Below are 15079 nucleotides of genomic sequence, written 5' to 3' on the forward strand. Positions count from 1 at the left end.
CTTTTTGACAAGCACCCTATTCTATTTTGTTAATGCCGTAAAATTAAAGTCCGTGATAGGAGTTTGATTCTCTATTTCATCTTTAAATCTAGCAAGCATATCTTTTTCTTCTTGGCCAATTGTATCAAAATCAAAAGCCTGATGTAATAATCCATAGATGAGCATGTGACGTAAACGTAGAAAATCAGGAATTCTCTCTAAGGAATTTAAATCCAGCTTATTGTGTTCTTCATACCCTTTCAGAAAATTACGCATAAATTTTTCCGTGAACGCTGCCTTATCTTCATATGGAATCACTGGGTACCATAAAACATTGTATAATAGAATGCTAATGTCATTTACAAACCAGTTGTAGCCTACATCATCAAAATCAAACATGGTAATTTTACCATTATCCCAGCAAAAATTACCGTGATGCAAATCCGCATGGACTAGCCCATAATTATCTCGATCCTTTGGTAATTGACGTAGTGCATCCATTAACTTATCTGCCTGTTGAAAAACAATTGTTTGATCTTTTGGTACGTATTTTCTCAATTTTAATTGTTCCTCTTCATCCCACTCTTGTCTTTTATATGCAGAATTACTTAACTGATAGCTTTTTGTTAAACGATGCATGTTACCTGTATACTTTCCAAGCTGATAAAATAATTCTTCGTTCCAATCTGACGCCTCTACTTTATGACCTGTGGCTTTCTCATAAACTCTCAATAAAAATGCGCCACCCTCACCTTTTCCATCACATACTTCTTCAATATAATTTCCTTTTAGTGATGGAATTGGTCTGGAAACAGAGAGTCCTCCCTTTATTAAATGGTGAAGCCATTCCATTTCTCCCATAATATATTCAGGTATTCTGCGAATTGTATGAGTAATTTTCAAAATATATGATACTCGATCTTTCGAAAATTCATATACATAATTTTCTGCATCAGCAAGAAAATGAGCATCTTCTCTATTAAACCCATATATTTTTGCTGCTTTTTTTATTATCTCTTCTTCATTAAAAATAGCTTTTATATCTTTATGCATGCTGATTCTCTCTCCTCATACATTTTGCGAGTCCTCTAATTGTATGTTCCGTCGCAAAATTCATATTATCAACAACCCATCCTTTTTTTTCTATTTCCACTTCCATTTTGATAGCTAACAGCGAATTTCCTCCTAAACTGAAAAAGTCTTGGCACATTCCTATTTTATCTAATTTGAGGATATCTTTCCATATATTCATAAGAATTGCTTCTTGCTCAGTCATTGATTCAACTTCTTGTAAACTGAATTTTTGATTTTTTCTCACTAATAAAGATTGAAGTTTTTCAGGACAATTCATTTCAAGGGCACGTAAGTATGATGTATGCATAGATTTTTCAGGATATAACACATCCCATTGATAAACTGAACTTTTTGCTAATCGATCCCTTTTTACTTCATATTCAGCAGCTTTATCCGATTCATCTTGTTTAATCAATGTTATTTTTTTATCTGTATAGTACTCGATATACGGACTATAATCAGGAATATTTTTCACTGCAATGTGATACGTCGATTGCTCATCCACATCTATCAGATGTATATCGTGTGTATGCATAAATACTTTAAAAGGCTGGTTTTTCCCTGAATCAACATATTTAAACTTTATATACTTAAGCTGTTCGTTTCGACAATATTTAGCGATACCTGATAACACCTTACTTTCAATTCCTTTTCCAAGTGCTCGGCAACTTATTAAAAAGGTATCAATGAATAAAGTGTCTTGTGCCTGTTTTGCCAGGATCACTCCGATTATCCCCTCATCGCTAAATCGGTCAGTTGATTCAACAACCCATCCAATTCTCCCCTTTGAATTCAACTGTTGGCGAAGCCATTGCTCATCATAAACAGCTGGATTCATATTAAACTGATTAACTCTAGCAGTCATTTGAGAAATGCGAGGTAGATGTTCTTCTACTATACGATTTAAACTGACCTTTAAATTTAGAGTACTGAGAAAATCCTCAACAGAAGCTGCTGTATGAAGAGCCGATTTCCGCTCTTTTTCTGCCAAGTATCTTTCCGTTCGTTTTTTATCTTCATCAGTCACATGAAAATGATCAAATGCCCATACATGCTCCAAAAACAGAGGAATCGCTTCAGTGCTAGTCGGTAAAAGTAGCGTAAGGACATCTGGAAGTCGCTGGTTCATTGTTAAACATTGAGCGGGATCATCATCCAAGAAAATAAAACGATCGGTAGATAAGTTTAATTCTTTGGCAAGTTCTACAATGTTATCATTCTTTTGTCCCCAGTTAATACGATGATCAACAAAATCACTTCTCTTTAATATCATATCTGGATGATGATCAAACACGCTCCATACATCTTCTTCATTGTTTTTGCTACAAAGAACAAGTAGTAATCCTTCCTCTTGTTTTTTCTTTAAAAACTTCTGTAATTCTTGATGAGCCTTTGTTATTTCAATTCCTTCAACACCAACCTCAGAAACCACACCTTTCCATAATGTATGGTCACAATCAATTGCTGCAACTTTGAACGGCACTTTTAGCCAAGCAATTAATTCGCGTGCAATTCTCGTTCCTAATGCTGCATAATAATTTTCAGTGAATGGAATATGCGCAGCTTTTTCAGCTTGATAATCAAATACTTCATCTAATTGATATGTCTCCCTCAATTGACGGAAATCTATAAGATGAATATTTTCAATTCTAGTTAAACCTTCAATCCAGTCTTTCTGTATTCTCTCAAGCTGTTTCTGGAATTGACCATTAAATATTTCTCTAAGTGGAAGAATTCCAATCAGGTAAGGTACATGCTTTTCTATGTTCTTAATGATATTTAAAAGATCAAACAAATTCTGTTGTAAATGCTGCATTTTCTCTTTTTCTGATAGACTTGCATCTCCCATTAAATCCTCTAAACGGATCATTAGAAGATTCGCTCCTTTTTTACGACGAGATAACAAACTATCTTTATTTAATAATTCCTGAAAGACTTGTCCATAGGGAGAAAATTCAATTTCAACATTCAAATCAAACTGTTCTCCCCACCATCTAATGTATGGAGCAAGTGGATTAGCTATAAAAGTCGAACTCACAGTTAGTAAAGTTGAGTTTGAAACTTTGTTTGTTTTCTCCCTCTTCTTTTTTGCTTCTTCCTGTTCTTTCGGACTAAGTATTGGTATATTTTTCATAATTTCTTGAGGCTGATCACTTACTTTTTCAATCAATGAACTGAAATGTGAGACAAATGCCTGCATGGATTCTGATTTAAATAATGAACTATTATACTGAAGTACACATTTTAATTCTCCTGTTACCTCTTTAACTACGTCCATTTTCATATCTAGTTTCGATATACCTTTTGCAAACTCATAAGTTTCAAATTTCATTCCATCTGCTTCCATTTTAATATTTGGATCATATTCATTATGGTAAATCAACATCGTATCAAATAAAGGATTGCGGTTTGGTTCGGTCTTAGGACACAATTCTTCAACAATTTGATTAAACGGATAATCTTGATGATCATATGCTTCAAGTAGAGTCTGCTTTGTTTTCAATACATTATCAATAAAAGATTGTTCTTGATTAATTCGAAGCCTTATCGGTAGAAAATTAGTAAACATCCCAATTGTATGCTCTATGTCAGCATGACGTCGGCCAGCAACTAAAGACCCAATCATTAGCTCCTGCTGATTTGTATAACGCGAAAGCAAAATTCCATATAATTGAAATAACAGTACATTGTTTGTCAAGCGATACTGATCACCAATCTGTTCAAGTTTTTTCACGATTTTAGGGTCAATTGTAAATTTGATGGCTTTTCCAAGAAAGCTCTTTTCTGTTCGTTCGAAATCAAACGGCATTGCTAATTGCGGTACATCAGCTTCAAGTTGCTGAATCCAATATTGCTTTTGTTTATAGAACATATCACTTTGGAAATATGCGTGCTGCCATTCAGCGTAATCCTTATATTGTACTTTTATTTCAGGTAGACTCTCACCTTTGTACAACTGCGTAAATTCCTTAATAAAAATATTCATGCTCGCGCCATCAGCAACAATATTATGCATATCAACCAATAAAGCATGCTTTCTATTATCTAATTTTACAAACTTCACACGAATTAAAGGGGACACTTTTAAATCAAAAGGACGAATAAAATCATCTATTTCCTTATCTAAATTTTCCATATCTGATTCAGTTATTTCAATTGCAAAATCAAACTCACGATGAATTTTTTGTACAGGTTCTCCATCCTTCAATTCAAATGTCGTACGAAGTGTTTCATGCCTTTCAATTAGCTGTTTAAAAGTCTTTTCAAAACGTTTCACATCCATTGGACCATAGCATATTAGCGCCATTGGCATATTATAAGTGGTCATTTTCCCTATTCTTTGATGAACAAGGAACGTTCTCTTTTGAGCTGCTGATAGCCTATATACATCCTTCACTTCAGCAGGTGTAATCGCTGTATATTGATTTCTTTCTGAACGTTCTATAAGTCCTGAAAGTGTTTGTATTGTTGGATGCTTAAATATATCGCTTAATGTTAATTCTACCCCAAATTCTCTGTGAATTCTTGATATTAATCCCGTAGCATTTAAAGAATGCCCTCCCATTTCAAAGAAATGGGTATCAATATTAACTTGGTTAATTCCGAGAATATCCTTCCACATATTAGCCAATACAACCTCAGTTGCATTAAAATCCACGTTATAATTCGAAATGTTTTGTTTATTATCAGTTTTCGGGCTGTTAGGAATTACAAGTTTAAACTCAGAAGATAAGGCTATATCAGGCCCTTCCGTTACTTTATCGATCCAATAACGTTCTTTCTCAAACGGATAAGTAGGTAGTGATACCGTATGACGCTTTTCTACTTGATGAATTTCTTTCCAATCAATTGGTATCCCTTGAAGCCACATATCTCCCAATCTGATTAAAAGATAACGGTAATCCGAATATTGCTCCTTAGGGTGCCGCAACAATTGAATAGCAGATACTTGTTCTTCTTGATCCATTTTGTGAATAAAGGAACTGAGTGAATTGCCTGGTCCAACCTCAATAAAAATCGGGTTCAACTCTTCTTGTAAACGCTTTGCACAATCCATAAAACGAACAGTTCCGCGCAGGTGATTTGCCCAATATCTTGGATTAGTAGCCTCTGCATTAGTTATCCAATCCCCTGTTACATTTGAAACAAACGGAATACTTGGGCTTTCAAAACAGAATTCTAACAATTTATCTTTAAAAGGCTGTACAATAGGATCCATCATAGCTGAATGAAACGCATGCGAAGTATAAAGTTTCCTAGATATGTGTCCATCTACAGTCAACCTTTTTTCTAACGCATCCAGTGTATCTACTTTTCCAGATACAACACACAAACTAGTTGAATTGACAGCTGCAATCGATACATTATCTTCTAAATAATTCTTTAAATCTGCTTCACTAAGTTCCACACTTAGCATAGAGCCTGAAGGTAAGCTTTGCAAAGTACTACCTCTGTACGCCACAATTTCTAAAGCATTTTCTAAGGACATAACACCTGAAATTGCTGCTGCAGTATATTCCCCTATACTGTGTCCCACCATAGCTTCCGGCTTAATCCCCCAATGAATAAGTGTCTTTGCTAAGGCGTACTCGATACTAAAAAGAAGAGGTTGTGTAAATTCAGTTTGATTAATTAGATCCGAATCATGGTCCTTTGAGTCAGTAAATAAAACAGTACGAGGATCAACTCTCATAAACTGCTGTAATAGATTCAGACATTTGTCTAGTTCAGCTTTAAAAGCAGGAACAGTGTCATATAATTCTCTTCCCATATCAACGTACTGTGTACCCTGACCCGGAAATAAAAAGACAACAGGTCTGCTAGAAGTTTGGGAGCTTGCTAATTTCATCTTGTCTTTTCTATTTTCATTAATTATATCAAGCAGTTCTGGAACATCCTTACTTACAATCGCTTTCTTATAAGGAAAAACGTGTTTTCCTCTTTGAAGTGTATACGATACATCAGCCAGGTTAATTTGCTGATTTTTAATAAGATACTCGGCAAAATTTGTAGTCATTTTTTCTAATGCGGCTGGTGTTTTTGCAGATAACAGTATAAGTTGATCAGAAGGTTCATCTGCAAATGATCTTTGGACTGACGGTGCTTCTTCTAAAATCACATGGGCATTCGTTCCTCCTATTCCAAATGAACTGACACCAGCACGACGAGGGAAATTTTTCTCTTCCCATGGAACCAGAGATGTATTCACAATAAATGGTGATTTCTCAAAATCAATTTTAGCATTCGGTTTTTTAAAATTGATTGTTGGAGGAATCAGTTTGTGCTGTAAACTTAAAACTGTTTTAATAAACCCTGCAACACCAGAAGCATCATTCAAATGACCAATGTTAGATTTAACCGAACCAATTCGACAAAATCCATACTGTTTAGTCTGAAAAGCTTGTTTTAAGGCTTCAATCTCAATAGGGTCTCCAAGTGTTGTTCCTGTACCATGAGCCTCTAAATATGTGATTGTCTCTGGATCCACCTCTGCTATATTTAATGCTGTCTTAATAGCCCTTACTTGCCCTTTCGTACTCGGTGCTGTGTAGCCAACTTTTAGATTCCCATCATTATTAATAGCTGTTCCTTTAATAACCGCATAAATATGGTCCCTGTCTTCTAATGCATCTTCAAGTGTTTTTAGTACAACAGCTCCCGCCCCGTCTCCAAACACTGTTCCTTCTGCTCGGTCATCAAAAACACGGCAGTGGCCATCTGGTGAATGAATCATTCCTTCTTGATAAAGATAACCCGATTTTTGAGGAAGACGGATAGACACTCCGCCTGCTACAGCCATATGACAATCTCCGCTCAATAATGCCTGAGCTGCAAGATGAATGGATACCATCGAAGTCGAACATGCAGTCTGTACCATCATACTCGGTCCTTTTAAATTGAGTTTATAGGAAATGAGTGTGGTTAGATAATCGCGCATATTTAAAACAGCGGTTTCTAAAACTTTGGAATCTCCTCCTGCTTGTACACCTTGCAGAGTTCTCATCATCCAATCAGCATTAATTCCAGCACCAGCATATAATCCAATTTGCCCTTTGTATGTGAAAGGATCATAGCCAGCATCTTCTAAAGCTGTCCATACACACTCATGAAAAATTCTAAATTGAGGATCCATTATTACTGCTTCTTTTGGAGTATAATCAAAAAAATCAGCGTCAAATAAATCAATATCATCTACTATTCCTTTTGCTTTAACAAAACGAGGATTCTTCAATAAAGACTCCTCTACCCCTTCACTTTTCAGTTCTTCTTCACTGAAAAAGGAAATTGATTCTTTTCCATTTATAATATTGTCCCAAAATTGCTCAATATTTTTAGCTCCTGGAAAACGCCCAGCTATTCCAATTACAGCAATCTCTCCACCATGATAATTATAAGTTTGATTTTTCATCATTATCGCCGCCTCTCAATCTTTTGTTTCTTTGATTACGAACACGATTTTTTCTGCTATCTAATCCTGCTAGTACTACTTCCTTTTCATAATCCTCATTGCTATCTTCTTGAGTAGGATTCAAATGTTGTGCTAGTTCAGCTACTGACGGATAAGTAAATAACGTAACTACGGCTTCATTTGTCCCTAATTCTTTATTCACACGATTTGTTATTTGAACAATATCCAGGGAATTTGCGCCGAGATCAAAGAAATTATCATGAATGCCCACTTGCTCAAGACCAAGGAAATCCTGGAAAATTTGGCAAATTACTTGTTCAATCCGATTTCTAGGAGCTACATATGGGTTTTTTAAATCCGGTCTTGTGTGTATTGATGTTTTCTTTTCTTCCTTGAGCAGTGTTCTTGTTTCGAAGCTAGTCCATTGATTGATCCGTTCCTCTAGGTCCCCTGTTGAAATCAATATATGGCGATTCTGAACATCTGATAATAAATAACTAAACAGATCCGCCCCTTCTTCTGGCATAATAGCAAGATTAGTAATGGATTCTCCGAGTGTCGAATCATGCTCTCCCCAGAAATTCCAGGCATCAAAATTGATACAAATCCAAGGAGTTTTACTTTCCTGATTCATCCTTTGTGCAAAGGCATCCATATATATATTAGCTGCAGAATAAGCTGAAAAACCGAGTCCACCAAGCAGTGAACTAATTGATGAAAATAAAAGGCAGAAATCTACTTCCTCTCGCCGCAGTAATGTTCCAAGCACAGTTAAGCCTTTGACCTTTGATTGAAATTGATCCTCTCCTTGATCGATTTCTTTCGGGATATCTTTAATCGCTCTAAAAGATGTACTTCCTGGCAAACCAGCTGCATGAAAAACACCATTTAATTGTCCATATGTTGCATGAATTTCTTTAAAAACAGCCTGCATTTGATGTAGATTACCAGAATCAGCCTGTAAAACTGTCACTCTTGAACCTAGTCTTTCTAATTCTTTTATTTTCTTAATTTTTACTGTTATAGGATCTTTTTCTCCTTTTTTATTCATCCAACTTTCCCATTGATCACGAGGTGGTAAAGCACTTCTCCCTGTTAAAACCAACTGAACGCCGCCTGTTTTTGCCAGCATTTTCGATAAAACAAATCCAATACCCCCTAATCCACCGGTAATTAAATACGTTCCTCCAGAACGAATCATTTTAGGTAGACCACCTTCTTTTGCCAGGCTCATCTTTTTATAATTCTGAACCCATCTGCGTCCATTCCGATATGCAATCAGTTGATCTTTTCCCGGATACTTAAGTTCAGACCAAATTTGCTTTAATAGATCTTCTTCTTTCCAGGTTATACGTATAGAAGGTTTAGCAATATCAATATTCCAGCACTTAATATGGCTATACTCCTGGGAAATGACTTTACAAGGTCCAAGCACTGTAGCCTTCGCAGCACATATATGTTCATCCCCAGTCACCTCATGAATATTACTTGTTAAGATAAATATCCGACATTCTTTTATATTCTTTTGTATCCCGGCTGCTTGTGCCAAGAAAATTAAACTATAATAACCACTTTCATTGTGTACTTGAAATTGAATGTCTTGTTCAATTTCATCATTGTCTGAAATCCCCCATAAATGAATGACACGATTAGGCATCATACTATTTAATTCAATCGATTCTAGCAGGCGTTTATAATGACTGGATTTAGCTGGGTTAATCTTATAAACTAGTTCTCCCTCTTCTTCAAAGTCCACCCCTTTCTTTACAATAACCACTTGCTCTCCATCTTGTTCAATTTTTCGTATCAATTGATCACTAAAATCAGTTTCTTCATAAAAAATTAACCAAACCCGATTTTGTTGACTATCGATTTCTACCTTGTCATGTTGTATACGTGGACACTGTGGCTTACGTTCCCAAGAAGGTAAGTAAAACCATTCATCCATTGGTTTCTTTTTATCCTCGGATGAAGAATCAAAAGCATGAATTTCAATTAGCTTATTGGCTTCAATCCAATACTTTTTCTTTTCAAATGGATAAGTTGGTAGATGTATAATCTTTCTCGTTTCATTTTTATAATATCCTTGCCAATCAATCTCACAGCCCGTCATCCATAGCCGACCTAAACATTTTAGAAAATATACATGATCATTAGCTTTTTCGTGAACATGTCTAACTATATTCAGTACTTCCTGGTTATTTGTTCGTTTTTGATGCCTTTTGGCTAATGCTGTCAGACTATTTCCTGGTCCAATTTCAATTAATGTCACATGCTCATCTTTTAAAATTTGTTCTAATCCATCGTAAAAGCGTACTGTTTCGCGAAGATGCTCTGTCCAATAAGCAGGAGTCAGCACCTGCTCACTGTCAATCCATGTTCCTGTTAAATTTGAAATATAAGGAATACGTGGTTTTTGTAAATCTAATTCCTTAATAACCTTTTCAAATTCTTGAAGAACAGGTTCCATCATATATGAATGAAACGCATGTGATGTATGCAAGTGGCGTGTGACAATCCCTTTCTCTGTAAGCTGGGCTTCAAATCGATTAATATCCTCTTTTTCACCTGACACAACACATAAATTTTGAGCATTTACAGCAGCAATTGATAAATTCCCATATAACATTGGCAAAAGTTCTTCTTCCGAAAGTGCTACACTCATCATTGCACCTGGTTTCACACTTTGCATCAGTTTGCCTCGCATCACAACAAGATCCAAAGCCGTTTCTAGAGAAAACACACCCGATAGACAGGCAGCTGTATATTCTCCTATGCTATGACCTATCATATAATCCGGAATAATACCAAAGCTTTGCAAAAGCTTCGCAAGTGCATATTCAAAAATAAAAAGGAGCGGTTGTACTTTTGATGTTTGGGTTAAACTCTCAGTTTCGTTAGATTCAGAGAACACAATCCGTTTTAAATCTACTTCATAGTTATCTCTTACATAATCAAAACAGTAATCTACTTCCTGACGGAAAATTATTTCCTCCTGATATAAATCTTTTAACATACCAGTATATTGTGACCCCTGTCCTGAAAACATAAACGCAACCGTACGGCTATTTTTACTTTGTACCCCTGTCATTTCTAAATGACCAGTATACCCTTGGTCAATCCATTCATTTTTGTTAGAAAAAACAACTGTTTTTCTATATGGAAATTGTTTTCTACCAACTTGTAATGAATGTGCTATATCTTCAATAGGAACTTTCGGATGTTTACGTATAAAATCTTTCAAATTATCCGTCATTGTCTCCAAAGCCGTCTCTGTTTTCGCCGACAATAACAATAAATGATTGTTCCTTGACGCCTTCATACTCTCTTGATTTATCGGTTCCTCTATAACGATATGCGCATTGGTTCCCCCAATACCAAATGAACTCACACCTGCTCTTCTTGGATAATCAGATTCCTTCCAATACATTGCTTGTTCAGTAACATAAAACGGCGTTTCGGCAAAATTTATATTCTTATTTGGTGTTTTATAATTAAGACTTGGAGGAATTGTTTTATATTTCAAAGCCAACACTGCTTTGAAAAGCCCTGCAATCCCAGCCGCACTGTTTAAATGACCAACGTTACTTTTTACAGATCCAATTGGTATTAATGGTTGATTCTTATTTGCAAACACATGACCTAATGCTTCAATTTCTATTGGATCCCCCATTTGCGTTCCGGTCCCATGAGTTTCAATATATCCAATAGTCTGGGGGTCGATATTAGCACTCTTATATGCTTCCCGAATCGCATCTGCTTGTCCTTCTACACTTGGCGCTGTAAATCCAACTTTACGACTTCCATCATTATTTATGCCTATGCCCTTAATAACAGCATGGATTGTATGCCCTTCTTTAACAGCATCCTCATACCTTTTTAATAAAACAATCCCTGCCCCATCTCCAAATACTGTTCCCTTTGCATCTCCATCAAAAGGACGACAATGACCATCTGGGGATTGAATCATCCCATCTTGATATATATAACCGGATTTATGCGGTATTCCCACTGTAATCCCACCAGCAAGTGCAGCGTCACATGATCCATTTAATAATGCCTGACAAGCCATCCCAATGTTAACCAAAGAAGTCGAGCAGGCGGTCTGCATCGTAATACTCGGACCATGTAAATTTAATTTATATGCCAACTGTGTACTAAAAAATTCTCTATCGTTTAACAACATAGAACTGAATTGCTCTGTCCCTTTCAAATTTGCTGCTGATCGATTTATCCATTCGAAATTTGGACTCGTTCCAGTAAATACACCGATTTTCCCATTTACGCGCTCTGGGTCACATCCTCCATCCTCTAATGCTTCCCATGCACATTCATGCAAAAGTCTAAATTGCGGATCCATAAGCTCTGCTTCTCTAGAAGAATACTGAAAAAAGTCAGCATCAAACATATCAATGTTCTCAACAATACCTTTTGCATTTACAAAGTTAGGATGTTTCATCAAGTTTTCATCCACACCAGATGCTTTTAATTCTTCATCATTGAAAAAACTGATTGATTCTTTACCCTGAACAAGATTATTCCAAAATTCCTCTAACGTACTTGCACCTGGAAAACGTCCAGCCATTCCAATAATAGCAATATCACTTTGATTATAAAGCTCCTTATCATCTACTTGATTTTCATTGGCTCTTGAAGGTGGCTTTCTTTGTTTAAACGTCTTTTTATACTTCTGATGCAGATGCTTAGCAAGGCTATTAACAGTGGAAAACTGGTAAAGAAGAACCGTTTCTACTTTTAGTTGCAGCTTCTCAGTCAATTTTACTGCTAACTGTGATATGTCGAGTGAAGATGCACCCAACTCAAAAAATGGTACTTGGTCATCTAATTCCCGAAATCCAAAATGATTCCTAATCATTAAATTTATTTCTTTTTCAAGAGAAGAGAGCGGCATGAATGAGACAAATTCTTGAATTTCGGACTGATCTATGTTGAGCTTTATATCTTTTTGTACATTTGGAAATGCGAAATCCTTTCTCGTAAATGGATAAGTTGGTAAAGGAACTTTCTTTATATGTTGAGAATGCTTTGAAGTTGTAAAATCAATATCCACACCTAGTTTCCACATCATCCCCAAGATTGATAATATAAAATTACCGCTTTTTGTGTCATCACTTATATTCTCCAAGCTATCTGCTACTTGATAGCTTGTAAAAACACAAGAGTCTGTCAGTAAACGCAAGTCAATATACACGATATTTTCTTCTTTTAAACTTTCCTTTATAGTCTGAGAAAATCTAATTGGTTTGCATATCTGAGAGGCCCAATATTGAGCATCAACCGTCTCAATATTAGTTAATATCTTCCCTGTCACTGAAGAAACCAATGGAATCTTAGGTTGATTCAACGGAACAGATTGAATCAACTTAAATAATTCATCAGCCGCTTCCCTCATAACAACTGACTGTAGTGCACAATCCATATCCAATAAATCCACATGGATCGCTTGTTCTTTAAGGCATTCCTCTAATCTACGTACGTCCTCTTCAATACCAGATACGACACAGTATTTTGCTTCTATCAGCGCCAATGATAACGTATTTTCCAAATAAGGAGAGATTTCTTGTTCGGATAAAGGAATTCCAATCATTTTTCCCGTAGGTGAGTAACTAATCAGTTCGCCCCTTTTATAAGCAATAGATATCGCATCTTCCAGCTTAAAAACACCAGCTACACATGCTGCAGTGAACTCTCCAAATCCTCTTCCAATAAGCTTATCTGGCTTGATACCATTTTTTTGTAAAAAACACGAGGATGCATATTCCATAATGAACATTACGACATAAGAAAGACCGAGTGTATGTTTCATGCCAATTTTTTGGGGATTTGCAAAACATTCTGCAAAAAAACCATTAATATCTTCATCTAAAACCGCTTGAGATAGTCTTAAATAAGTATTCACTTCTTCCTGAAATTGTCTGTCCAAACGGTAAAGCTGCATATAGCTTCTTAGTCTCTCTTGACTTTCTCCTGATAAGATAAAAGATTTGTTTTTAATTTTTTTGACTGTTTCATTGATCTTCAGAGGGTTAATATTCAACATTTCTTGTAATTCTTGTGTACTTGAGCAAACCAAAGAATATCTGTGTTTAAAATACTTTCTCCCTATTTTTAATGTGTGCGCAATTTGAGAAAGCGGTATTTCAGGATGATCATGTACATAATCCCTAAGATTTTCCGCTAACTTCATAAGCTCATTTTTTGTTCTTGCAGAAATTAAAATCAGTTCAGAAGATACCTCCTCCTTCGGTTTTGATTCTTCCTGCATATTCGGTGATTCTTCAAGAATAACATGAGCATTTGCGCCACCTATTCCGAAAGCACTGACCCCCGCTCTTCTTGGACCATGTGGTAAATCCCATGCTTTCAGTTCTGTATTCACATAAAACGGTGTTTCCTGAAAGCGAATACTTGGGTTCGGTTTCTCAAAATGAAGAGCTGGAACGAATTTCTTATGATGTAACATCATCACTGTTTTGATCAAACCAGCTACACCAGATGCTGCGTCAAGATGACCAATATTAGCTTTTACAGATCCTAGCGCGCAAAAGGCTTTTCTATCAGTTTTAAATGCACGTGTCAATGCCTCAATTTCTATTGGATCCCCTATAGGAGTCCCAGTTCCATGTGCTTCAATATACCCAATGGAATCAGGTTCAATTCCCGCCATTTCCATTGCCATTCCTATCACACTTGCCTGTCCTTCTACACTTGGCGCTGTAAAACCAGCTTTATTATTTCCATCATTATTAATAGCTGAACCCTTGATAACAGCATAAATAAAATCCCCGTCTTCTTTTGCGTCTTTTAAACGCTTTAAAGCAACAACCCCCACACCTTCTCCGAAAATCGTTCCCTGTGCCTTTTTATCAAATGGCCGACAATGACCATCAGGTGAATAAATCATCCCCTCTTGATAAAAATAACCTGTTTTGTGCGGCAGATTGAGTGACACCCCACCTGCTAAAGCTAAATCACACTCACCGCCGATAAGCCCTTGACATGCCATATGGATTGCTACAAGGGAGGTTGAACACGCGGTCTGTACAGATACACTCGGCCCTTTCAAATTGAGCTTATACGCAATTCGTGAAGCGAAAGATGAATGATTTAAATTCATGATTTGAAACGTATCTTCATTCTTTTGTAAAGAAGATAAATGCTCTCCCATCCACGAAAGATTACTTGATGCACCTGCATATAAACCAATTGATCCATCGTAACGTTCCGGATCACAACCTGCATGTTCTAAAGCCTCCCATGTACATTCATGCATCATCCTAATTTGCGGGTCCATTAATGTAGCTTCTCTAGGAGAATATCCGAAAAAATCGGCATCAAATTTAGAAACGTTATCAATGATTGGTTTTGCTTTTACATAATCGGCATGTTGTAGAAATTTTTCAGTAACCCCCGCCTCCTTTAATTCTTCATCTGAAAAAAAGGTAACCGATTCTTTTCCCTTTGATATATTTTCCCAATAGGCATTAATGTTTTTCGCACCAGGAAATTTCCCTGCCAATCCAATGACGGCAACTTCCAATCCTGATTCAGTCCATGACTTCTCATCTGACATAGATTTCACTCTCCTATCTAAAA

At 36.3% G+C, this 15079-nt stretch carries 3 protein-coding genes; all 3 read right to left on the bottom strand.

The window, feature by feature from the left end; all coding sequences use genetic code 11:
- Positions 1 to 21: 21 nt before the first annotated feature.
- Genes BM350_RS00680 through BM350_RS00690 form a run of 3 tightly spaced genes read right to left on the bottom strand, consistent with a single transcriptional unit; the run spans position 22 to position 15056 of the window.
- Complete coding sequence (locus BM350_RS00680; RefSeq protein WP_090913218.1) at positions 22 to 1032, bottom strand: phosphotransferase enzyme family protein; 1011 nt, start codon at positions 1030 to 1032, stop codon at positions 22 to 24.
- Positions 1025 to 7465 carry a type I polyketide synthase gene (locus BM350_RS00685; protein WP_090913216.1) on the bottom strand — a complete coding sequence of 2147 codons (6441 nt, stop codon included), beginning with the start codon at positions 7463 to 7465 and terminating at the stop codon, positions 1025 to 1027. Before BM350_RS00685 ends, BM350_RS00680 begins: the two co-directional genes overlap by 8 nt.
- The gene (locus BM350_RS00690) at positions 7443 to 15056 is read right to left on the bottom strand and encodes a type I polyketide synthase (RefSeq protein ID WP_090913214.1); all 7614 of its coding nucleotides are present in this window, start codon (positions 15054 to 15056) and stop codon (positions 7443 to 7445) included. The genes BM350_RS00685 and BM350_RS00690 overlap by 23 nt, the downstream gene beginning before the upstream one ends.
- Positions 15057 to 15079 lie beyond the last annotated feature (23 nt).

Source organism: Bacillus sp. 103mf (assembly GCF_900116295.1).
Lineage (GTDB): Bacteria > Bacillota > Bacilli > Bacillales > Bacillaceae_G > Bacillus_A > Bacillus_A bruguierae.